The sequence below is a fragment of the Stenotrophomonas sp. Y-13 genome, from assembly GCF_046267925.1.
Lineage (GTDB): Bacteria > Pseudomonadota > Gammaproteobacteria > Xanthomonadales > Xanthomonadaceae > Stenotrophomonas > Stenotrophomonas acidaminiphila_A.
The window spans coordinates 1,305,410-1,329,164 of record NZ_CP176501.1 but is presented as its reverse complement, the minus strand read 5'-3'; the positions used below and the strand labels follow the sequence as shown (position 1 = coordinate 1,329,164).

At 72.3% G+C, this 23,755-nt stretch carries 23 protein-coding genes; 12 read left to right on the top strand and 11 right to left on the bottom strand.

Going from position 1 to position 23,755, the window contains the following annotated elements:
* Positions 1-3: 3 nt before the first annotated feature.
* From ACJ7VY_RS05830 to ACJ7VY_RS05820, 3 genes are all read right to left on the bottom strand, one after another.
* A complete protein-coding gene (locus tag ACJ7VY_RS05830; protein ID WP_409476551.1) occupies positions 4-1,086 on the bottom strand; it encodes an efflux RND transporter periplasmic adaptor subunit in 1,083 nt (360 codons plus the stop codon).
* A 253-nt stretch (positions 1,087-1,339) separates the two neighbouring features.
* Complete coding sequence (locus ACJ7VY_RS05825; protein WP_409476550.1) at positions 1,340-2,737, bottom strand: sensor histidine kinase; 1,398 nt, start codon at positions 2,735-2,737, stop codon at positions 1,340-1,342.
* The gene (locus tag ACJ7VY_RS05820; protein ID WP_104938464.1) at positions 2,724-3,389 is read right to left on the bottom strand and encodes a response regulator transcription factor; all 666 of its coding nucleotides are present in this window, start codon (positions 3,387-3,389) and stop codon (positions 2,724-2,726) included. Before ACJ7VY_RS05820 ends, ACJ7VY_RS05825 begins: the two co-directional genes overlap by 14 nt.
* Positions 3,390-3,547: 158 nt before the next feature.
* On the opposite strand from ACJ7VY_RS05820, the gene ACJ7VY_RS05815 reads away from it, so the two are divergent.
* Entirely contained in the window at positions 3,548-4,876 is a 1,329-nt protein-coding gene (locus ACJ7VY_RS05815; RefSeq protein ID WP_104938463.1) for a sensor domain-containing diguanylate cyclase, read from the top strand.
* A 70-nt stretch (positions 4,877-4,946) separates the two neighbouring features.
* On the top strand, positions 4,947-5,408 hold the full coding sequence (locus ACJ7VY_RS05810) for a bacteriohemerythrin (RefSeq protein ID WP_054664537.1): 462 nt from the start codon (positions 4,947-4,949) through the stop codon (positions 5,406-5,408).
* Between the two features lie 148 nt (positions 5,409-5,556).
* Here the strand turns inward: ACJ7VY_RS05810 and ACJ7VY_RS05805 are convergent, their stop codons facing one another.
* Positions 5,557-6,837, bottom strand: a complete 1,281-nt coding sequence (locus tag ACJ7VY_RS05805; RefSeq protein WP_312344006.1) for an MFS transporter — start codon at positions 6,835-6,837, stop codon at positions 5,557-5,559.
* Between the two features lie 382 nt (positions 6,838-7,219).
* Between ACJ7VY_RS05805 and ACJ7VY_RS05800 the strand changes: the two genes are divergently transcribed.
* Positions 7,220-7,654, top strand: a complete 435-nt coding sequence (locus ACJ7VY_RS05800) for a PepSY domain-containing protein (protein ID WP_313232819.1) — start codon at positions 7,220-7,222, stop codon at positions 7,652-7,654.
* 83 nt (positions 7,655-7,737) lie between these two features.
* Here the strand turns inward: ACJ7VY_RS05800 and dapA are convergent, their stop codons facing one another.
* From dapA to ACJ7VY_RS05785, 3 genes are all read right to left on the bottom strand, one after another.
* Positions 7,738-8,637: a 4-hydroxy-tetrahydrodipicolinate synthase gene (dapA, locus tag ACJ7VY_RS05795; RefSeq protein ID WP_409476549.1), complete on the bottom strand. Its 900-nt coding sequence runs from the start codon at positions 8,635-8,637 to the stop codon at positions 7,738-7,740.
* A gap of 220 nt (positions 8,638-8,857) precedes the next feature.
* Positions 8,858-9,214, bottom strand: a complete 357-nt coding sequence (locus ACJ7VY_RS05790; protein ID WP_104938458.1) for a GlpM family protein — start codon at positions 9,212-9,214, stop codon at positions 8,858-8,860.
* Between the two features lie 46 nt (positions 9,215-9,260).
* Positions 9,261-9,620 carry a DUF1304 domain-containing protein gene (locus tag ACJ7VY_RS05785; RefSeq protein WP_409476788.1) on the bottom strand — a complete coding sequence of 120 codons (360 nt, stop codon included), beginning with the start codon at positions 9,618-9,620 and terminating at the stop codon, positions 9,261-9,263.
* A 121-nt stretch (positions 9,621-9,741) separates the two neighbouring features.
* On the opposite strand from ACJ7VY_RS05785, the gene ACJ7VY_RS05780 reads away from it, so the two are divergent.
* The 7 genes from ACJ7VY_RS05780 to ACJ7VY_RS05750 all read left to right on the top strand — a co-directional run bounded on the left by ACJ7VY_RS05780 (position 9,742) and on the right by ACJ7VY_RS05750 (position 18,015).
* On the top strand, positions 9,742-10,620 hold the full coding sequence (locus ACJ7VY_RS05780) for a plasmid replication/partition related protein (RefSeq protein WP_409476548.1): 879 nt from the start codon (positions 9,742-9,744) through the stop codon (positions 10,618-10,620).
* A 136-nt stretch (positions 10,621-10,756) separates the two neighbouring features.
* Positions 10,757-11,830: a DUF5671 domain-containing protein gene (locus ACJ7VY_RS05775; protein WP_409476547.1), complete on the top strand. Its 1,074-nt coding sequence runs from the start codon at positions 10,757-10,759 to the stop codon at positions 11,828-11,830.
* 2 nt (positions 11,831-11,832) lie between these two features.
* Positions 11,833-13,116: a DUF445 domain-containing protein gene (locus ACJ7VY_RS05770; RefSeq protein WP_409476546.1), complete on the top strand. Its 1,284-nt coding sequence runs from the start codon at positions 11,833-11,835 to the stop codon at positions 13,114-13,116.
* 309 nt (positions 13,117-13,425) lie between these two features.
* Complete coding sequence (locus ACJ7VY_RS05765; protein WP_409476545.1) at positions 13,426-15,645, top strand: TonB-dependent siderophore receptor; 2,220 nt, start codon at positions 13,426-13,428, stop codon at positions 15,643-15,645.
* A gap of 119 nt (positions 15,646-15,764) precedes the next feature.
* Positions 15,765-16,076, top strand: a complete 312-nt coding sequence (locus ACJ7VY_RS05760; RefSeq protein ID WP_409476544.1) for a DUF3649 domain-containing protein — start codon at positions 15,765-15,767, stop codon at positions 16,074-16,076.
* Positions 16,073-17,689 (top strand): PepSY-associated TM helix domain-containing protein, encoded by a 1,617-nt coding sequence (locus ACJ7VY_RS05755; protein ID WP_321990224.1) that lies wholly within the window; start codon positions 16,073-16,075, stop codon positions 17,687-17,689. Before ACJ7VY_RS05760 ends, ACJ7VY_RS05755 begins: the two co-directional genes overlap by 4 nt.
* Positions 17,686-18,015, top strand: coding sequence for a DUF3325 domain-containing protein (locus ACJ7VY_RS05750; protein WP_409476543.1), 330 nt, complete (start codon positions 17,686-17,688; stop codon positions 18,013-18,015). Before ACJ7VY_RS05755 ends, ACJ7VY_RS05750 begins: the two co-directional genes overlap by 4 nt.
* Positions 18,016-18,100: 85 nt before the next feature.
* Here ACJ7VY_RS05750 and ACJ7VY_RS05745 read toward each other — a convergent pair whose 3' ends face one another.
* Both ACJ7VY_RS05745 and ACJ7VY_RS05740 read right to left on the bottom strand, forming a co-directional pair.
* Positions 18,101-18,448 (bottom strand): RidA family protein, encoded by a 348-nt coding sequence (locus tag ACJ7VY_RS05745; RefSeq protein ID WP_104938452.1) that lies wholly within the window; start codon positions 18,446-18,448, stop codon positions 18,101-18,103.
* A gap of 50 nt (positions 18,449-18,498) precedes the next feature.
* Positions 18,499-19,131 carry a DUF998 domain-containing protein gene (locus ACJ7VY_RS05740; RefSeq protein WP_293756754.1) on the bottom strand — a complete coding sequence of 211 codons (633 nt, stop codon included), beginning with the start codon at positions 19,129-19,131 and terminating at the stop codon, positions 18,499-18,501.
* Positions 19,132-19,284: 153 nt separating this feature from the next.
* On the opposite strand from ACJ7VY_RS05740, the gene mprF reads away from it, so the two are divergent.
* Positions 19,285-21,843, top strand: a complete 2,559-nt coding sequence (gene mprF, locus ACJ7VY_RS05735) for a bifunctional lysylphosphatidylglycerol flippase/synthetase MprF (RefSeq protein ID WP_409476542.1) — start codon at positions 19,285-19,287, stop codon at positions 21,841-21,843.
* Here mprF and ACJ7VY_RS05730 read toward each other — a convergent pair.
* Positions 21,809-23,179, bottom strand: coding sequence for a virulence factor family protein (locus tag ACJ7VY_RS05730; protein WP_409476541.1), 1,371 nt, complete (start codon positions 23,177-23,179; stop codon positions 21,809-21,811). The genes mprF and ACJ7VY_RS05730 overlap by 35 nt on opposite strands.
* 70 nt (positions 23,180-23,249) lie before the next feature.
* Positions 23,250-23,438 (bottom strand): oxidoreductase-like domain-containing protein, encoded by a 189-nt coding sequence (locus ACJ7VY_RS05725; protein ID WP_056932246.1) that lies wholly within the window; start codon positions 23,436-23,438, stop codon positions 23,250-23,252.
* A 51-nt stretch (positions 23,439-23,489) separates the two neighbouring features.
* Between ACJ7VY_RS05725 and ACJ7VY_RS05720 the strand changes: the two genes are divergently transcribed.
* The gene (locus ACJ7VY_RS05720) at positions 23,490-23,639 is read left to right on the top strand and encodes a hypothetical protein (protein ID WP_409476540.1); all 150 of its coding nucleotides are present in this window, start codon (positions 23,490-23,492) and stop codon (positions 23,637-23,639) included.
* The last annotated feature ends 116 nt before the right edge of the window (positions 23,640-23,755 follow it).

Sequence of the window (23,755 nt, the reverse complement as noted above, 5' to 3'; positions counted from 1 at the left end):
GGCTTACTCCCCGGCCGCCAGCAGCGCCTTCAATGCGCTGGTACCGGCCACCGCCACCGCGCTACCGGCCGCGAGCGGCCCGCGCACCACCACCTGGGTCGCCGATTCGCCCAGCACTTCGACGGTCACCACCCGGTAGCCGCCCTGCGTGGCGGCGAACACCACGCTGTCGCGGCCCACCCGTGCCAACGCACCGCGCGGCAGCGCCAGCGCTCCCTGCGGTGCCGGCAGTTCCAGCGTCACCGCCACCGGCTGGCCCGGCACCAGTGCGCTGGCGGCCGCGAAGCGCGCGCGCACCGGCACGGTCTGGCTGGCGCCATCGACCGCGCTGCCCACGGCGGTGATCCGGCCGCGCGCGTCGGTGCCGTCGATGCGCGCCACCTGCCCGGCCGCCAGGCGCATGCGTGCTGCCACCGGCGCGCGGATGGCCACGTCCAGCTGCGCGGTATCGGCCACCACGAACGCGGCGGCCATGGCCTCCAGCGCCTGCCCCGGCGCCACCTTGCGCTCGAGCACGCGCCCGGCCAGCGGCGCGCGCAGTTCGTATTCGCCCGGCAGCCCGCCCCTGGCCGCCGGCGCCAGCGCCAGCGCCCGCGCGAACTGCGCCTGGGTGGCCCCGGTCTGCTCCTGCAGCGCGCGGCTGCTCTCGGCACGCGCGGCGGGCACGATGCCCTCGGCCAGCAGCTCGGCATCGCGCCGCGCCTGCCGCGCCGCCAGGCGTGCTTCGCTGGCCGCGCGCCCGGCGTCGGCCTCGAGCATCATCCGTTCGCGGCTCTGCACCCGCGCCAGCGGCGCACCCACCGCGACCTGGCTGCCCTCGACCGCCAGCACCCGGGTCACCGTACCGGCGTACGGCGCGGTCACCACCGCGCTGCGCTCCAGCGCCGGCTCCACCGTCGCCGGCAGGTGTTCCAGCGGAATGCCGGTGGCCGCGACCGCCGCCGCGTTGCGCACGCCCAGCGCGCGCGCCTGCTCGGCCGGCAGGCGGATCGCCGCCGGCGCCGCGGCAGCCACCGCGGTGCAACTGGCCAGCAGCAGCGCCAGGCCGAACGGCAGCGCCGGAAGGAAACGGGGACGGCAGGACATCGAACAACCTCGACGTGGGGTACGGGGTGCCGGGAGTCTGCCGGGCGTGGCTTTGGAAACGCTTAAGGCGCTCGAGTGCGAAGCAGTTGCGTTTGCGTCCCGCTGCCGGCATCCGGCGGGTTGCCGCCGGCGGCGTGCCTGCACACGGCGGCACCGCCCCCGTGCACGCCGGTTGCGAGCGCCGGGCCAGTGGCTGCCGTGCACGATGGAGCGGCCGTGCTGGGTCGCACCGGCACGGCCGTGGCGACCGCGGTCAGGCCTCCGGCAGCGCCGGGAACGGGCCCAGGCGGGCGACCAGTTCGCCCGCTTCGAGGCGGAACTGCAGGTCCAGCGCCAGTATCCGCGCCAGGGTCCGCGCCAGGGCCAGGCCGAGGCCGCCGTGGGTGTCGGGCGCATGCTCCGGGCGCTTGCGCCAGAAGCGCTCGCCCAGCCGCGGCAGGTCGCTGTCGTGCAGATCGGGCGCGGGATTGTGGACCTCGAGCCAGGCGCCCTCCGCCAGCACCCGCACCCCGGCCACGATGCGGCTGCCGGGCGGGGCGTATTCGGCGGCGTTCTGCAGCAGGTTGGCGACGATGCGCTCGAGCAGCGCGACGTCGCTCGACGTCCACCACTCCACCGCGCCATCGAGCTGGATGCGCGCGCCCGCGGACGTGGCCCGCGCCAATACCTGGCGCTGCTGCTCGAGCAGCGCGCGCAGGTCCAGCGGCTCCGGCTGCGGCTCGGCCTGGCCGGACTCGTAGCGCGACAACGCCAGCAGGCCATCGACGCTGCGCTGCATGCGCTCCACCGCCGCCAGCGATATCGCCAGCGCCGCCGCCGCGCGACCGGGGTCGCCGCCGCGCAGCGCCAGCTCGGCGCTGGTGCGGATCTCGGCCAGCGGCGTGCGCAGTTCGTGGGCGACGTCGCGCGCGAACCGGCGTTCGCGTTCCAGCGCGTCGTAGAGGCGGCCGAACGCGCTGTCCAGCGCCGCGGCCAGCGGCGCCAGCTCGGTCGGCAGCGTCGCGTCGAGCAGCGGCACCTGCGCGGTTTCCGGCGACAGCGACCCCACCCGGCCGCCCAGCCGCAGCAGCGGCCGCAGGCCACGGTTGACCACCACGATCGCCAGCGCCGCCGCGCCCAGCGCCGCCAGCAGGCTGACCAGCAGCAGCGACAGGTGGATGCGCCGTTCCAGCAGGTCCACGTCGGTGCGTTCAATGGCGACGGTGAGCAGCGCCGCGCGCGGGTCGCCGGCCGGGCCCGGGGCCACCTGCTGTGCCACCGCGCGGCCGCGGTGGCCGTCGGGAAGCACCAGGTCGTAATACAACGGCTCGGCGGCGGGCAGCCGCGGCGGGCGCGCCAGTGCCTGCGCGCCGCTGGAGGACGAGCGCGCGAGCACCGCGCCGGTGCGGTCCCAGATGGTGTAAAAATCGGTATGCCCGTGCTCGCGGAACTCGGGCATCAGCGCATCCACCGGGGTACCGCTGGCAAGCATGGCGCCGACCGCGCGCGCGCGGTCGAGCAGCTGCGCGTCCAGCCGCGCGTACAGGTGGTGGTCCAGCACCTGGTCCAGCAGCAGGAACAGCACCACCAGCAGGCTGCCCAGCCCGCCGACCAGCGCCACGATCAGGCGCCGCCGGATCGACCTCAGCCAGCGCCGCTCAGACGACCACATAGCCGAACCCGCGGCGGGTCTCGATCAGGCCATCGACGCCGGCACGCGCGAGCTTGGCGCGCAGGGTGCTGACCAGTACCTCGATCACCTTGTCCGAGGCGGTGCTGCTGCCGGCATACAGCCGCTCGAACAGGCCGCCGCGGGTATGCACGCGGCCGCGCTCGCGCAGCAGCAGTTCCAGCAGCGCGTACTCCTTGGGCGACAGCGCGATCGCCCCGTGCGGACCGGTCACCAGGCAGGTCGCGGTATCCACGCTCAGCGCGCCGGCGACCAGCCGCGGCGACGCGTCGTCGAAGCGGCGCCGCGCCAGCGCCTTCAGCCGCGCCAGCAGTTCGTCGATGGCGAAGGGCTTGACCAGGTAGTCGTCGGCGCCGCGGTTGAGCGCCTCGACCCGGTCGCTGACCTGGTCGCGCGCGGACAGCACCAGCACGCGGGTGGCGCGCCGCTGCGCGCGCAGGCCGTCGAGCACCCCCAGCCCGTCGATGCCCGGCAGCGCCAGGTCCAGCACCATCAGGTCATAGTCGTAATGCGCCAGGAACCCCAGCGCCTGGCTGCCATCGGCGGCGGCGTCGACCGCGTGGCCCTCCGCGGCCAGGGCGATGGCCAGGCTCTCGCGCAGGGCGGTGGAATCCTCGACAAGCAACAACCGCATGGGGCAGACGACATCACCGGAGACCGCGGCATCATGCCCTGTCCGTCCGGCCAATGCACCGCGGGCCGGTCATGCCGCCGTCGCCGGCGCCGGGCTAAAGTCCGCCGCACGCCGGCCGCTAACTGCTTGCGACGACCCGCCACCGGATTCCCCCACCCATGACAGTGTCGCCGCCGGCCGGCTTCGACAGCCGACCGATCACCCCGCTGCCACAGCGCATCCTGCTGGTCGAGAACTCGCGTACGTTCACCACGATGCTGCGCGAGGCCATCGAACAGCGCCTGGAGCTGCCGGTGAGCGTTGCGTCCTCGCTGGCCGAGGCCGGTGCCCTGCTCGACGCCGAGGACGACTGGTTCCTGGTGCTGACCGGGCTGGTGCTTGCCGACGGCGACCGCGACGGCGTGGTGGCCTACTTCGTCGAACGCGGGCTGCCGACCATCGTGGTCAGCAGCGTCTACGACGAAGACCTGCGCCGGCGGGTGCTGCAGCAGGACATCATCGACTACGTCCTGAAGAACACGCCCGGCAGCCTGGATTACCTGGTGTGGCTGGTGCAGCGGCTGGAGCGCAACCGCCGCATCTCGGCGCTGGTGGTGGACGACTCGCCGTCGGCGCGCGGCTACGCCGCCTCGCTGCTGGCCATGTACGGCTACCGCGTCGCCCAGGCCGGCGACGGCCCGGCCGCGCTGCAGGCGCTGGAAGCGGACCCGGCGATCCGCCTGGCCATCGTCGACCAGGAAATGCCGGGGATGGACGGGGTCGAGCTGACCCGCCGGCTGCGCGCCCTGCGCGCGCGTGACCGGGTGGCGGTGATCGGCATCTCCGGCAACTCCGACCCGTCGCTGATCCCGCGCTTCCTGAAGAACGGCGCCAACGACTTCCTGCGCAAACCCTTCTCGCGCGAGGAGTTCTTCTGCCGGGTGTCGCAGAACGTCGACCAGCTGGAGCTGATCGGCACCCTGCAGGACCTGGCCACCCGCGACTTCCTCACCGGCCTGCCCAACCGCCGCAGCTTCCTGGAGCGCAGCCAGCGCCAGCTGGAGCGGCGCGCCGCCGATGCCGGCAGCGTGGCGGTGGCGATGGTCGACATCGACCATTTCAAGCACATCAACGACAGCCTCGGCCACGAGGCCGGCGACCAGGCGCTGCGCGCGGTGGCCGGGGTCCTGCACGCCCACACCCGGCCGCAGGACCTGAGCGCCCGTTTCGGCGGCGAGGAGTTCTGCCTGCTGGTCACCGTGGAGGACGAGGACGCCTGCGCGCGCCATTTCGAACAGCTGCGCGCGGCCGTGGCCGCGCTGGAGCTGACCCTGGGCGGCAGCACGCTGCGCATGACCGTGAGCATCGGCGTGTGCCGCATGCCGGCGCACAGCTGCACGCTGCACGCGCTGATCGCCGAGGCCGACCGCCAGCTCTACCTGGCCAAGGCCGGCGGCCGCAACCGCGTGCACGGCATTACCCTGGACGAAACCGCCTGCGTGCTTTGATCCAGATCAACGCAGCGCGCCGCCGCCCTGCCTAGAGTGCGCCCGACAGCATCTACTTGGAGAAGCGGCGGTGGCACTTTTGGTCTGGCAGGACGATCTCAACACGGGCGTGGAGGTCATCGACCACCAGCACATGCGCATCGTGGAGATGCTCAACCACCTGCACGTGACCCAGAAGAGCATGGAGCGCGTCGCCGTGGGCGAGGTGATCGACGAGCTGATCGACTACACCCTGTCGCACTTCGCCTTCGAGGAAGAGCTCATGGAGGAGGCGGGCTACCCGTTCTGCGCCGCGCACAAGCGCGTGCACGAGGTGTTCATCAAGCGCGTCTCCGAGTACCGCATGCGTTTCGAGTCGGGCGAGGACATCACCGACGACCTGCGCAACATGCTCTCGCGCTGGCTGTTCAACCACATCCGCGGCGACGACAAGGCCTACGCCGAGCACGTCAAGCGCCACCTCAACAAGTTCGCCCGCGAACACGAGGAAGGCGGCTGGCTCGGGCGCACGCTCAAGCGCCTGTTCCGCTGAGCGCAGCGCACGCCTGCCGGCGCCGCGCGGCGCATGGCGGCGGTTCGTGCACCATGGAACCGCCGGGAGCGATGCCCGGCACCCGGCCATGAACGGCCGATGGCCGCCAGGGATGTCGGCCCCCCTTGCCCGCCACGCGCGGCACGGATCAGCGCCGCGGCGCGGCGCGGCGCTGGATCGCCCATAACGCCAGCGCGGTGGCCAGCGCGGTGGCGCACAGGTAACCGCCGACCGCACCGACCCCGAACTTCCCGGCCAGCCAGGTCGCCGCGTAGGGCGCCGGCGCGGCGCCGAGGATGCCGGCCAGGTTGAACGACAGCGAGGCGCCGGTATAACGCACCTGCACCGGATACAGGCTGGCCAGCATGGTGCCGCAGGGGCCGTAGGTCAGGCCCATCAGGAACAGCCCCAGCGACAGGAAGCCCAGCACCTGCCACGGGTGCGCGGCCTGGAACAGCGGCTGGAACAGCAGCCCGAACACGAAGATCGCCAGGGTCGCCCACAGCATCGTGCGGATCGTGCCGTGGCGGTCGCCGTGCAGCGCCGCCAGCGGGATGCCCGCGGCGAAGAACAGGATGCCGACCATCTGCAGCAGCAGGAACTGCTCGCGCGTATAGCCCAGCGCCGAGGTGCCGTAGCCCAGGGTGAACACCGTCATCAGGTAGAACAGCACGAAGGTCGCGAACGCCGCCAGGGTCCCGGCCACCAGCGCGAAGCCATGGCCGGCGACCACCTCGCGCATCGGCAGCCGCACCCGCTGCCCGTGCGCGACCGCGCGGCGGAAATCCGGGGTCTCGTGGATGTTCAGGCGCACCCACAGGCCGACGATCACCAGCAGCGCACTGGCCAGGAACGGCACGCGCCAGCCCCAGGCCAGGAACGCGGCATCGTCCAGCAGCCGGCCCAGCAGCAGGAAGATGCCGGCCGACATCAGGAAGCCCAGCGGCGCGCCCAGTTGCGGGAACATGCCGTACCAGGCGCGCTTGCCCGGCGGCGCGTTCTCGGTGGCCAGCAGCACCGCCCCGCCCCATTCGCCGCCCAGGCCCAGGCCCTGGCCGAAGCGGCACAGCGCCAGCAGCGCCGGCGCCAGCAGGCCGATATCGGCATGGGTGGGCAACAGGCCGATGGCGACCGTGGACAGGCCCATGGTCAGCAGCGCCGCCACCAGCGTGGCCTTGCGGCCGATGCGGTCGCCGTAGTGGCCGAACAGTGCCGAACCCACCGGCCGCGCGATGAAGGCCACCGCGAAGGTCGCCAGCGACTGCAGCAGCGCCGCGTTGGCGCTGCTCTCGGGAAAGAACAGCGTGGGAAACACCAGCACCGCCGCGGTGGCATAGATGTAGAAATCGAAGAACTCGATGGTGGTGCCGACCAGACTGGCGGCGAGCACGCGGCGCGGGGAATTGGCGGGAGTCGCGATCGAGGGCATGGGCGCCAGGGCGGGGAGATGTCCGCGCAGTCTGCCACGCCGCGGGCAGCCACTGCCGGCCGCCGACGGCGACACGCCAGCGCGTCCACCGCCCCCTGCATCGCCCCGTCCCGGCCTGCCCGGCACGCTGCCCGGCGCTGCGCGAAGCGACCCACCGCGGTCCGCCGGCACGTTGCCCCGGGCCCGGCCACGACGGCGTGCGTTCACGCCCGCGCGACGTCCCCGCAACGGGAATTGAACGCGGCCTTGGCGCGCCCTCCACCGCGGTTAACCGCGGCGCAGCGGCGAGCCGCGCCACGCTGCCGGTTCACGGTCGCATGCACGGGCGCTCGGCTAGGTTCGGCCGTGCGCATATCGACGCGCCGAAACGACAGGAGCAGCCATGAACGATCGACCGCTACAGACCGCCCTCCTCGCCGCCGCGCTGGCGCTGGCCGGGTCCGGCGCCGCCCACGCGCAGGACGCGCTCACCGCGCCGCAGGTACGCGCGCAGCTGGAGGCGCAGGGCTATACCAAGGTCAAGGACCTGGAGTTCAAGGACGGCATGTGGAAGGCCGATGCCACCAGCGCCAACGGCAAGCACGTGGATGTGCGCCTGGATCCGCGTACTGGCAAGGTGTACCCGGACAAGGCGGTGTCGCCGCTGGGCGAGGCCGATATCCGCGCCCAGCTGGCCACCGCCGGTTACAGCGGGGTGCATGACGTCAAGCTCGACGATGGCCTGTGGCAGGCCAAGGGCACGACCGCCGCGGGCGAGAAGGTGAAGGTGCGGCTGGATCCGGCGACGGGTGAAGTGATCGCACTGGAAAAGGACTGACCGCCGCCATGCCGGGCGCATGACGCAGCGGTGGCCGCCGCGGGCCGGCCCAGACGACGGGCCCGCGGCGTGCCTGGATCGCGTCAGGCCAGCACGCCGGCCTCGCGCAGCGCCGCTTCCACCCGCGGCTGGTTGCCCGGCTCCAGTTCGGTCATCGGCAGGCGCAGGGTGCCGCCGCACAGGCCCAGCCGCTGCATCGCCCACTTCACCGGGATCGGGTTGGCCTCGACGAACAGCTGCCGGTGCAGCGGCAGCAGCCGCCGCTGGATCGCCATCGCCGCCGGCACCTGCCCGGCCAGCGCGGCCACGCAGAGCTCGTGCATCAGCCGTGGCGCCACGTTGGCGGTCACGCTCACGTTGCCATGCCCACCGCACAGCATCAGCGCCACCGCGGTGGCATCGTCGCCCGAGTACACCGCGAACCCGTCCGGCACGTCGCGGATCAGCCACTGCGCGCGCTCCAGGTTGCCGGTGGCTTCCTTGATGCCGATCACCCCCGGCACCTGCGCCAGCCGCAGCACGGTGTCGTGCTGCAGGTCGGCGACACTGCGGCCGGGCACGTTGTAGAGCACGATCGGCAGGTCACCGGTGGCCTCGGCGATGGCGCGGAAATGGCGGTACTGCCCTTCCTGCCCCGGCTTGTTGTAGTACGGCACCACCTGCAGCTGGCTGTCGGCGCCGACGTGGCGCGCGTACTGCGCCAGCGCGATGGCCTCGGCGGTGGAATTGCCGCCGCAGCCGGCCATCACCGGCACCCGCCCGGCCGCCTGCTCCACCGCCACGCGGATGATCTCGCAATGCTCTTCCACGGTGACCGTCGGCGACTCGCCGGTGGTGCCGACCACGCCGATGCAGTCGGTGCCCTCGGCCACGTGCCAGTCCACCAGCCGGCGCAGCGCCGGGTAATCCACGCTGCCGTCTTCGTGCATGGGCGTGACGAGCGCGACGATGCTGCCGCGCAGGGGGACGTGGGAGGAGGTCATCGCGGTATCCGGGGGCGTCGGGGAGAAGGAACCGTCGATTCTAATCGTGAAGCCGGGCACGCGGCCCTGTCCGTCCGGTGCCGCGCACGTTGGTTTCAACCCCAACCAGATCGCGCGGGCACTCCCGCGCCGGCAGGTGCCGCCGGCGGCCAGCGCGCGCCGTCGCCCGCCGCGGCGACCGGCTCGGCGGACACGGCGACCACGCACGGCAGCGGGCGGCTCAGGCGCCGGCCACCGCCGGATGCAGCCGCGCCCACAGCACGATCATCGCCAGCGCCAGGAGCACCCAGGCCGCGGTGGCCACGCCCAGCGTGACCGCCAGCGGCCAGCGCACGCTGCCGAAGTAGACCGCCACCAGGTAGCCGGCATAGGGAAACAGCGACCACAGCCCGAACAGGGCGGTCTTCTGCAGGTCGGCACCGGTGCGCTGGCTGCCGACGATGTAGTGCGCGATCAGCGCGAACGTCGGGAACAGCGGCACCAGGCCGGCGATGAAGAAGCTCTTCGACCTGGCCAGCAGCGCGATGGCCAGTACCGCCAGCGCGCCCAGCAGGGATTTCAGGAACAGGGGAATCATGAGCGGCGCGTTGCGTTTCGAGGGGAGCGGCTGCGTGCGGCGTGGACTAGCGGGCCGCCAGCACCAGCGCCAGCGCGACGGCGGCCGGCAGCGCCTGCACGAACAGGATGGCGCGGCTGGCGGTGGCGGCGCCGTACAGGCCGGCCACCAGCACGCAGGACAGGAAGAACGTGCGCACGCCGTATCCGGCCGCGTCCAGCGCCAGGGCATAGACCAGGCCGGCGGCCAGGAAGCCGTTGTAGAGCCCCTGGTTCGCCGCCAGCACCCGCGTCTGTTCGGCGAACTCACGGCTCAGGCCAAAGGCCCTGCGCCCCGCCGGCCGCGTCCACAGGAACATCTCCAGCACAAGGATGCCGGCATGGATCAGCGCGACCAGGGCGGTCGCGATATCGGCAATGAGCAGCATGACCGCCTCGTCCAGTCGCGGCAGGCGAGCATGCGCGACTTCCCGCAGGCCGGCAAGCACGGCGGCCGCGGCGTCCCCGGCCTCACTTACAATGCCGCCCCCCTGTTCCACCGGCATGCGCATGGACATCATCGTCAACGAAGAACTCAAGGCCTACATCGATCCGCTGACCGCGGACGAGCATGACGCGCTGGAGCGCAGCCTGCTGGCCGAGGGCTGCCGCGACGCGCTGGTGCTGTGGGGCAACGTGCTGGTCGACGGCCACAACCGCTACGGCATCTGCCGCAAGCACGGCATCCCGTTCCAGACGGTGCAGAACACCCGTTTCCAGTCGATGCAGGACGTGCACCTGTGGATGATCGAGCAGCACCTGGGGCGGCGCAGCGTGTCCGATTTCCAGCGCGGCGTGCTGGCCCTGCGCAAGCGTGCGATCGTCGAGGCCCGGCACCGCGCCGAGCAGGAACAGCTGCGCCGCGAGAGCGAGGGCGAGGCGCCGCTGGCGGCGGCCACCGACGGCCCGGCCGATGCCGACCTGCCGCCGTGGGAGCCGGCGCCGAAGCTGTCCAGGGCCGAACTCGCCCGCGAAGCCAAGCTCAGCGCCAGCCAGGTGACGCTGATCGAGAAGATCAGCGCGCAGGCCGCGCAGGAGGTGATCGAGGCGGTGAAGGCCGGCGAGATCTCGCTCAGCGCCGCGGCGGTGGTCGCCAGCCTGCCGGAGGAGGAACAGCGCTTGGCCGCGCAGGGCGGCAAGAGCCAGCTGAAGGAAGCCGCGCGGCGGGTGCGCGAGTCGCGCCGCAAGCCGCGGCCGGCGGCGGCGGAGGACGCCGCGCAGCCGCCACGGGACCTGCCCGCGCAGGCCAGTGGCGACGCCGGCGAAGTGGAAGCGCTGCGCCAGCGCGTGGCCTCGCTGACGGCCGAGAACCAGGCGCTGCGCATGGAGCTCGAGGCACTGCGCGCGCGCCTGGCCGGTGCCGCGCCAGCGGACGCCGCGGAGGCCTGACCGGCCGCGCCCCGGCGCACCGCGCACTGCCGCCAGGGCGCAGGCGGCGCGCGCCGGTCCTGCGCGCACGACGCCGCGCGATTGCAAGACGGCCGGGCGGGCGGTCACCATGCGCCCGTCCCCACAGGAGTCGGCCATGGCCTCGGCATCCCCGGAACTGGAACAGTTCGTCCGCGACGCCTTGATGCGCGGCCATGACCGCGAACAGGTGCGGCAGGCGCTGCTCGCCGCCGGCTGGAGCGCCGAACAGATACGCGACGTGCTCGACGGCTGGGCCGAGGTGGACTTCGCGCTGCCGGTGCCGCGCCCGCGCGCTTCGCTGTCGGCGCGCGAAGCGTTCCTCTACCTGGTGCTGTTCAGCACCCTGTATTTCTTCGCCTGGAACCTGGGCAGCCTGCTGTTCGCCCTGCTCGAGCACGCCCTGCCCGACCCGGCCGACGCGCAGTGGCAGGTGGCGCGGCTGACCGGTTCGATCCGCTGGTCGATCTCGGCGCTGGTCATCGCCTTCCCGGTGTTCGCCCTGCTCGCCCGCCACCTTGCCCACGACGTGGCGCGCAATCCGATCAAGCGGCTGTCGCCGGTCCGCCGCTGGCTGACCTACCTGACCCTGTTCGTCGCCGCCAGCGTGCTCATCGGCGACCTGACCACGCTGGTGTTCAACCTGCTCGGCGGCGAACTGAGCCTGCGCTTCGTGCTCAAGGTCGCGGTGGTGGCGGCGATCGCCGGCACCGTATTCGGCCACTACCTGCGCGACCTGCGCCGCGAGGAAGTCGCCGACGGCGGCCACGCCGGCTCCGGTCGCGGCGTGCTGTGGGCGACCGGCATCGCCACGGCGCTGGCGGTCGCTGCCGGCGTATGGACCATGGATTCGCCGATGCAGCAGCGGCAGCTGCGGCTGGACGAAGCCCGCATCGGCGATCTGCAGACCCTGGAGTCGGCCATCGCCGCATGGCGCGGCGAACACGACGCGCTGCCGCCGGACATGGATGCGCTGGCCGCGCAGCCGGGCGTGAACCTGCCGCGGCGCGATCCGGCCGGCGGCGCGGATTACCGCTACCGCCGCATCGACGATAGCCACTACGAACTGTGCGCGGACTTCGCCACCGACAGTGGCCAGCGCCGCGCGCGCTGGCGCCTGCCGCAGGCCGGGCAATGGGCGCATCCGGCCGGACCGCACTGTTTCCGCCGCCGCGCGGGCGACAAGGATTGAGCGTGGCGCCGGCCGATCCGCGCCGCGCCCAGTTGCGCCGGCTCAAGCTGTACGCGCTGGCGATGCTGCTGGCGATGCTGGCCGGCTTCGTGCTCAGCCACCTCAACGGCGAACACGGCGCCTGGGCGTGGGTGGGCGCGTTCTGCGAGGCGGCCATGGTCGGCGCATTGGCCGACTGGTTCGCGGTGGTGGCGCTGTTCCGGCGCCCGCTGAACCTGCCCATCCCGCATACCGCCATCATTCCGCGCAGCAAGGCGCGCATCGCCGACAGCCTGGCGCTGTTCGTGCGCGACCACTTCCTCGAGCCCGAGGCCCTGCTGGTCAAGCTCAGGGTGTTCGACCCGGCCACCCGCCTGGGCCACTGGCTGGCGCAGCCGCCGCAGGCGCGGATGCTGGCCGGCATGGCCCGCGGCTGGGCGCTGCAGGCACTGGACCTGCTGGATGAATCGGCCGTGCGCCGGGCCATCCAGGGCTTCGTGGTCGAACAGCTGCGGCAGTGGAACGCCGCGGCCACCGCCGGCGACCTGCTCGGCCTGCTGACCGCCGACGACCGCCACCAGCGGGTGCTGGACGAGGGCCTGACCCGCATTGCCGGCTGGCTCGACAGCGAGACCGTGCGCCAGCGTGCCTCGGCGCTGATCGTGCGCTACATCCGCAAGGAATGGCCGAAGCTGGCCAGCACCGTGGACTGGGTCAAGCCGATCGACGAGATCGGTGATTCGCTCGCCGGGCGCATGGCCCGCGCCGGGCTGGACGAATTGCAGGCGATCCTGTCCGAACCCGCGCATCCGCTGCGCCAGGACTACGCACGCTGGCTGGGCGGCTACCTGCAGCGGTTGCGCGAGGACCCCGCGCTGGCCGCGCGGGTGGACGCGCTCAAGCAGCAACTGATCGACCACCCGGCCGTGCAGGATTACGTGCAGGGCCTGTGGCAGCGCATCCACCAGCAGCTGCGCGATGACCTGTCGCGCGAGGATTCGGTGCTGGCCGCGCACCTGGAACGCAACCTCGGCAAGCTCGGCGCCAGCATCGGCCGCGACCCGGCGCTGCGCGACGCGCTCAACCAGCACATGCTGGCCGGCGCCGAGCGGCTCACCACGCGGCTGCGCAGCGGCGTGACCACGCACATCGCGCAGACGCTCAAGGCCTGGGACGAGCGCAAGCTGGTCGAGCAACTGGAGCTGAGCGTGGGCCGCGACCTGCAGTACATCCGCTTCAACGGCACCCTGGTCGGCGGCCTGATCGGCCTGCTGCTGCATGCGCTGACCGTCTGGCTGCGCTTCTGATCGCGGCCCGAGCCGCTGCGGCCGTGCCCGGGCGCAGCGTGCAACCGCTTGCCCGATTAATTGAGAATGGTTATCGTTAATACGTAGGCAGTACGCCCAGCCCTGCGCGGCGCGATGCATCGCATCCCCCGCCGCCCGCCCCGTGTACCCCCCAACCAAACCGATGCGGCGCGACGCTTCCTGCGTCGTGCCGTGCATGTGGGCCGGCTACGGGAGAGGCGACGTGCAGCGCACGGTCACGCGGGGCGTGGCGCGCTGCCATGGGCGATTCCGCGGGTCGGCCCTCCCACCGCCCACCAGGAATCCACGATGCAGTCCCCACGCTTGCTCCCGCCGCCACGGCCCACACTGCTGGCCCTCGCCCTGAGCGCCACCCTGTCCGCGCCCGCCGCACTGGCCCAGACCGCGCCGGGCGACGCCACCACGCTCGATGCGGTCAAGGTCGTGGCCGAAGCCGACGACGCGTACACGGTGCGACACGCGCGCACCGCGACCCGGCTCGACCTGTCGCTGCGCCACACCCCGCAGTCGGTCACCGTGCTGACCCGCCAGCAGCTGGACGACATGGGCCTGCACGCGATGTCCGACGTGATGGGCCAGGTGACCGGCGTGCACGTCTCGGTGACCGACAGCGAGCGCATCAACTACGTCTCGCGCGGCTACAACATCAGCAACTTCCAGGTCGACGGCATGCTCAACACCTTCAGCGGCTACATCAAGACCAACAACGACAGCGCCCTCTACGAGCGCATCGAGGTGGTCCGCGGCGCCACCGGCCTGACCACCGGCGCCGGTGATCCGTCGGGCACCATCAACTACGTGCGCAAACGCCCCACCGACCAGTTCGCGATGAGCGCCAGCGTGACGGCCGGGCGCTGGGGCAACCAGCGCCTGGAGGCCGACATCGGCGGCCCGCTCGCGCTGGACGGCCGCGTCCGCGCGCGCATGGTCGCGGCCAGGCAGCAGAGCGATTCGTTCCGCGACGTGTACCGGCTGGACAAGGACGTGTTCTACGGCATCGTCGAGGCCGACCTCACCAGCAGCACCCTGCTCGAGGCCGGCTACGAATACCAGTCGCCGGAGACCTCCGGCGTGACCTGGGGCGTGGTGCCGTACTGGGGCGTGGACGGCCAGCCGGCCAACCTGCCGCGTTCGACCAACCTGTCGGCGCGCTGGAGCCAGTGGCCGATCGTGGAGAAGACCGCGTTCGCGCGGCTGGAGCAGAGCCTGGGCCACGACTGGTCGGCCAGGGCCAGCTATACCCGCTCCCGGCGCGATACGCAGGGCGAAGTCTGGTACGGCGCCGCCGGCTATCCACGCCCGGACGGCAGCGGCGTGCGGGCCTACGTGGGCGTGTTCGGCGAGCGCGGCGACATGCAGGTGCTGGACCTCAACGCCGGCGGCCCGTTCCGCCTGTTCGGGCGCGAACACGAACTGGTGGTCGGCGTCGGCCAGTCGCTGCGCAAGGGCGAAGTGCCGGCGACCGACTACGCCTATCCCGACGGCTACGACCAGGTCGCCGACTGGCGCCACTGGGACGGCAACGTCGCGCCGCTGCGCGTCACCCGCCCCGGCTGGCTGGCCGCGCAGGACGAACTGAAGCAGCGCGCCGCCTACCTGGCCACGCGCCTGCAGCTGGCCGACCCGCTGCTGGCGGTGCTGGGCGCGCGCTACGGCAGCTGGGAGACGCGCAGCTGGAACTACACCCGCGACAGCGCCGGCAAGCTGCTCGGCACCCGCCGCGGCGGCTACCGGCCCGACGATTCGCTGACCCCGTACGCGGGCCTGGTGTATGACCTCGGCGCGCACTTCAGCGCCTATGCCAGCTACACCGACATCTTCCAGCCGCAGAACTACCGCGACAAGGACAACCGTTATCTGAAGCCGGTGGTGGGCGACATGTGGGAGGCCGGCCTCAAGGGCGAATTCTTCGATGGCCTGCTGAACGCCTCCGCGGCGCTGTTCAGGGGCGCGAAGGACAACGTCGCCGAGCTGGACGATTCGGTGCCTGAAGGCTCGCTGCCCGACGGCGCCAGCGCCTACCGTTCCACCGGCAAGGGCAACCGGGTCAAGGGCTGGGAAGTCGAAGCCCAGGGCCGCCTGGGCGAGCGCTGGAACCTGTCGGCCGGCTATGCCCACACCACCGTGCGCAACCAGCAGGGCGTGCGCCAGAACACCACCACGCCGGTGGACACCTTCCGCCTCAATGCCAGCTGGCGTCCCGACGGCGCCTGGAGCCGGCTGTCGCTGGGCGGCGGCGCGACCTGGCAGAGCGCGATCTGGCGCATGAGCAACCGCCCGGCCGCCGACTACGCGACCAGCGGCAGGACCTACCGGTCGCCGATCACCCAGGACGCGTACTTCCTGCTCAACGCCTTCGCCAGCTACCGTTTCAACGACAACCTCTCCGCGCAACTGAACATCAGCAACCTGCTGGACAGGAAGTACTACAACAACGTCGGCTTCTACGACGGCGTGTACTGGGGCGAGCCACGCAACGTGCGCCTGACCCTGCGCTGGAAGCTGTAAGCCCTCCAGGGAAACGCTGCCGGATGCAGCGCCGGCCATGGATGGCCACCTTCCGCCGCGCGCAGCGCGCGGCGCCCGTCCGATCCGATACCGCAGACTCCGTGGACAACCCGACACACATGCCCCACCCGTGGCACCGCCGGCTCGGTGCCTTCCTCGCCCGCCCCTGGCCGGGCGTGTTGTCGCGCACGCTGGCGGCGATCCTCGGCGGCTACGCCCTGGCCGCCGCGTCGGCCGCATTCCTCGCCGTGGCGCTGCCGATGGCGCGCAGCCAGGCGGTGCTGACCGGCATGCTGCTGGCCATCGTGGTGTACGCCTGCGCCGCGTTGTGGGCCTTCGCCAGCGGCAGCGCGCTGCGCGCCTGGGCCGGCATCGCCACCCCCGCCCTCCTGCTCTGGCTGGGCGTGCAGTGGCTGGGAGCGCCGGCATGAAGCAGGGGTTCCGCCAGTCGATGGCCTGGCTGCACACCTGGACCGGGTTGCTGGTGGGCTGGGTGCTGCTGCTGATCTTCATGGCCGGCACCGCCAGCTACTACCGCGAGGAGATCAGCCGCTGGATGCGCCCGGAGCTGCCGCGCAACACGGTCGACGCCGACCAGGCCGCGGCCAATGCGCTCGCCTTCCTGCGCGAACGGGCGCCGCACGCCGAGAGCTGGAACGTAAGCCTGCCCGACCCGCGCAACCCGGCCATGCGCACGTTCTGGCGCAACCCCGAGTCGATGGCCCCGCCGCCGGCCGACGGCGGGGAACGACGCCGCCGCGGCGGGCGCTTCGGCGACGCCACCCTGGACCCCAACACCGGGCGCGAGGTGAGCGCGCGCGACACCCGCGGCGGCGACTTCTTCTACCGCCTGCACTTCGACCTGCACTACCTGCCGGTGCTATGGGCGCGCTGGATCGTCGGCTTCTGCGCGATGTTCATGCTGGTGGCCATCGTCACCGGCGTCATCACCCACAAGAAGATCTTCCGGGACTTCTTCACCTTCCGCCCGGGAAAAGGCCTGCGCTCGTGGCTGGATTTCCACAACGTCAGCGCGGTGATGGCGCTGCCCTACCACGCGATGATCACCTATACCGGCATCGTGACGCTGATGTTCCTGTACCTGCCGTGGGGCGTGAAGGCGGCTTACCCGGACGACGAGGACGCGTTCTTCAACGACGCCTTCGCGCGCCTGGCCGAGGTCCAGGGGCCGGCAGCGGGCCGCGCGGCGCCGCTGCCGATCCAGCAGCTGCTGGACAGCGCGCGGCGGCACTGGAATGGGGCGCAGATCGCCGGCTTCGTGGTGCACCGCCCCGGCGCCGCCAACGCGGTGGTCGACATCCAGCAGCGCGACGGCCGGCGGTTGAGCATCGACACGCCGTCGCTGCGCTACGACGCGGTCAGTGGCGCGCTGCTCGGCGCCAGCCCGGATGCCGGTGGCGCCACCCGCACCCGCGGGGTGTTGTACGGCCTGCACCTGGCCCGCTTCGCCGAGCCCGGCCTGCGCGCGCTGTTCTTCCTGTCCGGGCTGGCCGGTTGCCTGATGGTGGCCAGCGGCGTGGTGCTGTGGGCGGTCAAGGAGCGGCCGAAGCATGCCAGGGCCGGCAAGACCGGCGTCGGCCTGCGCCTGGTCGATGCGCTCAACATCGGCACGGTGGCCGGCCTGCCCATCGCCTTCGCCGCCTACTTCTGGGGCAACCGCCTGCTGCCGCTGCAGCTGGCCGGGCGCCCGGCGGCCGAGGCCGACGTGTTCTTCTGCGCCTGGGGCGCGGCGCTGCTGGCCGCCCTGGCGTGGCCGCGGCGGGCGATGTGGGCCGCGCAGCTGTACCTGGGCGCGGCCGCGTTCGCGCTGCTGCCGCTGCTCAACGCGCTGACCACCCGGACCCACCTGGTCGCGGCCATCGCCGACGGCGACTGGGCGCTGGCCGGCTTCGACCTGGCCATGATCGGCTTCGGCGCGATGCTGGCGTGCTGCGCCTGGCGCGTGCAGCACTGGCAACCACCGCCCAGCGCGGCGCAAAGGAAACGCCGGCAGCACGGCGCCGGCGAGGAGGCCCGCGCATGATGGCGCTTGCCCTGGGGCTGTCGTTTTCGGCGTTCGCCACGCTGTCGCTGGCCATGGAAAAACACCAGCAGGACCTGTACGGCAAGGCTGCCGCCAGCCCGGCGCGCAGGCGGCTGTGGCGCGGGCTGGGCTGGGCGGTGCTGGCGCTGGGTACCGGCCTGTGCGTACGCGCGCACGGCTGGGCGCTGGGGCCGGTCATCTGGCTCGGCGCGCTGACCGCCGCCGGACTGGTGCTGGCGCTCGCGCTGCATCCATACCGGCCGCGCTGGGTGGTGCCGCTGGCGTGGACGCTGCCGCTCGCCGGACTGCTGGTCGCGCTTAGCTGACGGCGGCGGCGCATGCGCCGCGACGCCGGGTGACGGGCGCTGCCCCGTTCCCGGATCGACCCTCCGGGAACGGCACCCGCCGCGCTTACGGCACCGCCGCGGTGACGACGATCTCGATCTTCCACGCCGGGTTGGCGAGCTTGGCCTGCACGGTGGCGCGCGCCGGCGTGGCGCCTTCCGGCACCCACTTGTCCCAGGCCTGGTTCATGCCGGCGAAATCGGCCATGTCGGCCAGGAAGATTTCCGCGCGCAGGATGTGGTGCTTGTCGGTCGGCGCCAGCCGCAGCAGGTCGTCGATGGCTTTCAGCACCTGTTCGGTCTGGCCGACGATGTCGGCGCTGGTGTCTTCGGGCACCTGCCCGGCGAGGTAGGCCACGCCGTGGTGGATGGTCATTTCCGACATGCGCGGACCGGTATCGAAACGTTCGATCATGGGCTTTCCCGTGGGTGGATGTGGGCCCATTGTGCCCGCAACCGATGGTTTCAGCGGAGACGGGGCAGCCGCCACAACTGCACGGCGGCCAGCGCCAGCCAGCCGAGCACCAGCGCGATCACCGCCTTCTGCCCCAGCCCGCGCGGCGTGTCGCGCCAGAGCACGTGCAGCCACAGCCCGGCGAAGGCCAGCCACGCCCATCCCCACGCCAGCGGATAGGCACCACGCCAGCGGCGGTCGCGACCGAAGCACCAGGCCTGCAGCAGCATCGCCGTGGTGACGCACAGGAATGCGGTCTGCGCGGCCAGCGCATGCACCAGCGGCGCCAGCGCCGGCGCGTGCTGCGGCAGCCAGCTGTCGCCCACGGCCACCGTGGCCAGGCCGGTGCCGGCCGCGCAGAACAGGGCCAGCGGCAGTCCGCGCCGCGCCGGTCCGCGCAAGCGCAGGTGCAGTGCGATGGCGAGCGCCACGATCGCCGCGGCCAGCACGCAGTAGGCGCTGCGCAGCCACGGCGCGTACGGGCCGTGCAGGTACAGGCTGAGCGTGGCACGCGTCCAGTCCAGGTCGGTACGCGCCACCTGCAGCCAGGTCGCGACAACGGCGAACAGCAGCAGCGCGGCCAGCACCGGCAGCGCGGCCAGGCGCGCGGGATCGCGATGTGGACGGTGGCGGCCGGCGGCCACGGCCTGTTCCTTGCGCAGGGGCGGGACACCAGCTTAGCCGCGCCGCCAGCCGTCCGCCCGCTGAAGGCCACGCGCCCACTTGCCAGCACCGTCACGCCATGCCGATAGTCTCTGCACTCCCGCGCCTGCATGGCGCCCTGCCCGTTGCCGCGCATGGCCGACCCCGCCGTAACCACCGCTCCCCCGACCGCCGGCTGGCGCCGGTTCGCCGCCGTCGCCGTGACCCTGGCGATCATGGGCATGGCCCTGCATGCGCTGGCCGGTGAGTTCAGCGAGCACGGCTACCGGCAGATCCGCGGCGCCATGCATGCGCTGTCGTGGTCGCAGCTGGGGCTGGCGCTGCTGCTGGGCATGGCCAGTTACGCCTGCCTGATCGGGTTCGATGCGATCGGGCTGCGCCGCGCCAACCGGCGCCTGCCGCCGGGCCGGGTGGCGATCACCGCCTTCCTCGCGCATGCCGCCGGGCAGACCCTGGGCTTCGCCGCGCTCACCGGCGGCGCGATCCGGGTGCGCAGCTATGGCAGCGCCGGGTTGGGACTGGCCGAGATCGGCCAGGTGGTGCTGATGAGCACCCTGGGCTTCGTGTTCGGCGCCTGGGTGCTGCTGGGCCTGGCGTTGTGGCTGGAGCCGGGCGCGGCGGCATTGGCGCTGCCGCTGGACGCGTCGGCGGTGCGCCTGCTGGGCATCGCCCTGCTGCTCGGCTTCGCTGCGATGTGGCTGCTGGTCGGCGCCGACGGCCGCAGCATCGGCTGGCGCCGGCACCGGGTATGGATACCGGACCGGCGCACGGTGCTGGAGGTCACCGCACTGAGCCTGGTGGAACTGGGCCTGGCGTCGGCCGCGTTCTACGTGCTGCTGCCGGCGCAGGATGGCGTGGGCTACATCGGCTTTGTCGGGTTGTACCTGGTGGCGGTGGTCGCCGGGCTGGTCTCCACGGTGCCGGCCGGGCTGGGCGTGTTCGAGTGGAGCCTGCTCAAGCTGCTGCCGCAGCTGGCGCCGGCGGCGATCCTGGCCGCGGCGGTGGCCTACCGCGTCACCTATTACCTGGTGCCGCTGTTCCTCTCCACCCTGCTGGCCGGGCTGGCCGCCGTCCGCCGGCCGCTGCGCAGCGGCGCCAGCACCGCCTGGAACGTCCTGCGCCCCTGGCTGCCGCAGGTGATCGCGCTGGCGGTGTTCGCGGTCGGTGCGCTGCTGGTGATCGACGGCACCCTGCCGGCGCCGCGGCATCGCGCATTGCATGCGCCGCTGCCGATCGTGGAGACCTCGCACCTGCTGGGCAGCCTCGGCGGCGTGCTGCTGTTGCTGATCGGCCAGGGGCTGCAGCGGCGCAGCCATGCGGCGTGGCTGATCGCGTTGGCAGTGAGCGTGCTGTTGCCGATTCCGGCCTGGCTGCGCGGCGGCCATGCGCTGGTGGCGCTGACCCTGCCGCTGGTGGCGGTGGCGCTGTGGGCCGCACGGCGCGAGTTCTACCGCCAGGGCGCGCTGCTCGACGAGGCCTGGTCGTGGCCGTGGCTGCGCAACGTGGCGCTGGTGCTGGTGGCCACGGTGTGGCTGCTGTTCTTCGTCTACAGCCACGTCGAGTACCAGAACGAGCTGTGGTGGCAGTTCGCCACGTCCGGCAACGCGCCACGCGCGCTGCGCGCGCTGCTGCTGGTCAGCATCGTGGTGATCGTGTTCGGGGTGGCGCGGCTGCTGCACAGCACCCGCGCGCCGTTGCCGCTACCCGACGCCGCGCAGCTCGAGCAGCTGCGGCCGCTGCTGGCGCAGGCGCACGACACCCAGGCCTGCCTGGCGATGACCGGCGACAAGGCGATCCTGCGCAGCGACGACGGCAATGGCTTCGTGATGATGCAGCGCTACGGCGGCTCGCTGGTGTCGATGGGCGACCCGGTCGGCCCGCCGGACACCGCGCGCATGCTGATCTGGAAATTCCGCGAGGAAGCCGACCGGCTCGGCCTGCGCCCGGTGTTCTACCAGACCGGGGACCAGCACTGGCAGACCTACCTCGACCTGGGCCTGACCCTGGTCAAGCTCGGCGAGGAAGCGATGGTGTCGCTGGCCGGCTTCAGCCTGGAAGGCAGCGCGCGCGCGGAACTGCGCCAGGCGTGGAACAAGGGCCGCCGCAGCGGCCTGGCGTTCCGGGTGGTGCCGGCCGCGGATGTCGCGCCGCTGTTGCCGGCGCTGGAGGCGATCTCCGACGCCTGGCTGGAGGAGAAGGCCGGCGACGAGAAGGGGTTCTCGCTGGGCAGCTTCGACCCCGACTACCTGTGCCGCTTCCCACTGGCCCTGGTCGAGGCCGAGGGCCGGATCGTGGCGTTCGCCAACCTGTGGCAGGCGCCGCTCGCGCGCGAGTTGTCGGTGGACCTGATGCGGCACGCCGCCGACGCTCCCAAGGGCACCATGGACTTTCTGTTCATCGAACTGTTCCTGTGGGGCGCGGCCAACGGCCATACCCGTTTCTCGCTGGGCATGGCACCGCTGACGGGGCTGGCCGAACACCGCCTGGCCGGGCGCTGGAACCGCTTCGCCAACCTGGTCGCGCGCCACGGCGAGCGCTTCTATGGCTTCGGCGGCCTGCGCCGCTTCAAGTCCAAGTTCGCGCCGGAATGGCGCCCGCGCTACCTGGCCGCGCCGGGCGGCATGCACCTGCCCGCCGCGCTGCTGGACGTGACCCGGCTCATTTCGCTGGATCCGCGCCGGCAGTCGAACTGAGCCCACGCAGCCGCTGCAGGATCACCCGCGCCAGCCCGGCATAATCGCCCTGGAAATGATGGTCGCCGGGCAGGCGCACGACCTGCGCCGACCCGGCCGGCAGCCGCGGGCACAGCGCATCGTCGTCGTCCTGGCCGTAGACGCAGACGGTGCGTGCCGCCGGCAGCCGACGCATCTCCGGGGCGATCGGCAGCCCGTCGCCATCGCCGCCCAGCCAGTTGCTGACGTGGAACTCGTAGTCGGCGTGCGTGCCCACCGACAGCAACGCGGTCATCGCCAGCATCGAGGCGGTATCGGCGGACAGCCGGTTGATCGCCGCCGGCAGCACGTCGGCGCCCTGCGAGAAGCCGAGCAGCAGCAGCTTCGGGCGCTGCCACTGCCGCGCGTAATGGCGGGCAATGCGGTCCAGGTCGGCGGCGAAGCCGGCCGGCGTGCGCGCACTCCAGAAATAGCGCAGCGAATCCACGCCCACCACCGGGATGCCGGCCTGCGCCAGCGCGCCGGCGACCTCCTTGTCCAGCCCGGCCCAGCCACCGTCGCCGGACACGAACACGGCAAAGGTGTCGCCATTGCCGGCGGCCGGCACTTCGACCAGCGGCAGGCCGTCCAGCTCATGTGGCACCGGCGGCAGGCTCACCCCGCGCTGCGCGCCCAGTACCCGCGCCGCGGCAACCTCGCCGGGCAGCGCGCTGCCGGCGGCAGTGCGCTGAAAGCGCCGCGCCAGCGGCACCGCCCGCGCGAAGGCCTCGACCTCGCCCGCCGGACAGCGCGGGGCGTGCCCCGGCACGGCCTCCAGCCACGGGAAGCCCAGCGCCACCGGCAGCAGCGTGCCACCGTGGATACCGTCGCCGCAGATCATCCGCGCATCGCCCAGGCGCGGGCAGAAATCCTCGGTAAGCAGGCCGGCGAACACGTCCGGGCCGGACTGCGCGGACACCGCGTAGGCCAGCGCGGCCCCGGCGCCATCGCCGCCCAGGATCGGCAGGTGGTAAGTCGGCACCCGCAGATAGGCCTGCACATAGCGCGAGAAGTTCTCCACGTCGCCGGCGGAGAACCCGCAGCTGCCGCCTTCCTTCGCCAGCACCCCGGCCAGGTGGCGGGTATCGACGTCTACCACCAGCGCGCCATCGCGGCGCAGCGCCTGCAGCCGTACCTGCCGCGGCGCGGCGTCGCCGTCACCGGCGAACCAGACCACCACCCGCTGCACCGGTCCATCGGGCAACAGCACCGGCACCCGTTCGAAACGGCCATGGCTGACCGGCTCCAGCGCCAGTGCCGGCGCCGCCAGCAGGCCCGACGCCATCACCACCACCAGAGCGAGCGACGCATGTGCCATGAGAGCTTCCTTGACCAGGGAAACGGCAAGCCTACGCCTGCCAATGCGGGAACGGGGTGGAAACGCGGTGTCAGTCCTGCGCGTCCGGATGCCGCAGCTTCCACGCCGCCAGCGCCTGCCGGTAGCGCGCCAGTTCGTCGGCATACAGGTCCAGCACGCACAGCGGACAGCCGCTGCCGCAGCATTCGTTGGGCCCCGGCTCCTCCGGCGGCGTGGGCCGCGGGTCCGGGTCGGGCGTGGGGATGGGAATCGGGTTCATCGCTTCGGCCGGTGTGGCCGTCGTCAAAACAGGATGGAGCAATTCTAGGCCATGGGTTCCGGCGCGGCGCGGCGTGGGCTGTGGCTGTGGCTGTGGCTGTGGCTGTGGCTGTGGCTATGGCTGTGGCTGTGGCTGCCGTTGCTGTTGCCGTTGCTGTTGCTGTTGCTGTTGCTGTTGCTCGTGATCTTGCACTGCTTTTGACTTCCGGGTCCCCTTCCGCAGCGACGGAGCCGGCGGGAATAACCCGAAGGGCGACGTGCAGGGATGCACGTCGTTTTTCGACGAGACAAGGATGTCTCGTCGAAAAATCCCGCCGG

What these genes read in the sequence shown, in the direction of transcription:
- ACJ7VY_RS05765 (WP_409476545.1), top strand. Translation starts at nt 13,426, where the DNA reads ATGCAGTCCCCACGCTTGCTCCCGCCGCCACGGCCCACACTGCTGGCC.
- ACJ7VY_RS05780 (WP_409476548.1), top strand. Translation starts at nt 9,742, where the DNA reads ATGGACATCATCGTCAACGAAGAACTCAAGGCCTACATCGATCCGCTG.
- ACJ7VY_RS05830 (WP_409476551.1), bottom strand. Translation starts at nt 1,086, where the DNA reads ATGTCCTGCCGTCCCCGTTTCCTTCCGGCGCTGCCGTTCGGCCTGGCG.
- ACJ7VY_RS05760 (WP_409476544.1), top strand. Translation starts at nt 15,765, where the DNA reads ATGCCCCACCCGTGGCACCGCCGGCTCGGTGCCTTCCTCGCCCGCCCC.
- ACJ7VY_RS05785 (WP_409476788.1), bottom strand. Translation starts at nt 9,620, where the DNA reads ATGCTGCTCATTGCCGATATCGCGACCGCCCTGGTCGCGCTGATCCAT.
- ACJ7VY_RS05730 (WP_409476541.1), bottom strand. Translation starts at nt 23,179, where the DNA reads ATGGCACATGCGTCGCTCGCTCTGGTGGTGGTGATGGCGTCGGGCCTG.
- ACJ7VY_RS05815 (WP_104938463.1), top strand. Translation starts at nt 3,548, where the DNA reads ATGACAGTGTCGCCGCCGGCCGGCTTCGACAGCCGACCGATCACCCCG.
- ACJ7VY_RS05805 (WP_312344006.1), bottom strand. Translation starts at nt 6,837, where the DNA reads ATGCCCTCGATCGCGACTCCCGCCAATTCCCCGCGCCGCGTGCTCGCC.
- ACJ7VY_RS05825 (WP_409476550.1), bottom strand. Translation starts at nt 2,737, where the DNA reads ATGTGGTCGTCTGAGCGGCGCTGGCTGAGGTCGATCCGGCGGCGCCTG.
- ACJ7VY_RS05755 (WP_321990224.1), top strand. Translation starts at nt 16,073, where the DNA reads ATGAAGCAGGGGTTCCGCCAGTCGATGGCCTGGCTGCACACCTGGACC.
- ACJ7VY_RS05775 (WP_409476547.1), top strand. Translation starts at nt 10,757, where the DNA reads ATGGCCTCGGCATCCCCGGAACTGGAACAGTTCGTCCGCGACGCCTTG.
- ACJ7VY_RS05820 (WP_104938464.1), bottom strand. Translation starts at nt 3,389, where the DNA reads ATGCGGTTGTTGCTTGTCGAGGATTCCACCGCCCTGCGCGAGAGCCTG.
- ACJ7VY_RS05720 (WP_409476540.1), top strand. Translation starts at nt 23,490, where the DNA reads ATGGGTTCCGGCGCGGCGCGGCGTGGGCTGTGGCTGTGGCTGTGGCTG.
- ACJ7VY_RS05725 (WP_056932246.1), bottom strand. Translation starts at nt 23,438, where the DNA reads ATGAACCCGATTCCCATCCCCACGCCCGACCCGGACCCGCGGCCCACG.
- ACJ7VY_RS05790 (WP_104938458.1), bottom strand. Translation starts at nt 9,214, where the DNA reads ATGATTCCCCTGTTCCTGAAATCCCTGCTGGGCGCGCTGGCGGTACTG.
- mprF (WP_409476542.1), top strand. Translation starts at nt 19,285, where the DNA reads ATGGCCGACCCCGCCGTAACCACCGCTCCCCCGACCGCCGGCTGGCGC.
- dapA (WP_409476549.1), bottom strand. Translation starts at nt 8,637, where the DNA reads ATGACCTCCTCCCACGTCCCCCTGCGCGGCAGCATCGTCGCGCTCGTC.
- ACJ7VY_RS05750 (WP_409476543.1), top strand. Translation starts at nt 17,686, where the DNA reads ATGATGGCGCTTGCCCTGGGGCTGTCGTTTTCGGCGTTCGCCACGCTG.
- ACJ7VY_RS05800 (WP_313232819.1), top strand. Translation starts at nt 7,220, where the DNA reads ATGAACGATCGACCGCTACAGACCGCCCTCCTCGCCGCCGCGCTGGCG.
- ACJ7VY_RS05745 (WP_104938452.1), bottom strand. Translation starts at nt 18,448, where the DNA reads ATGATCGAACGTTTCGATACCGGTCCGCGCATGTCGGAAATGACCATC.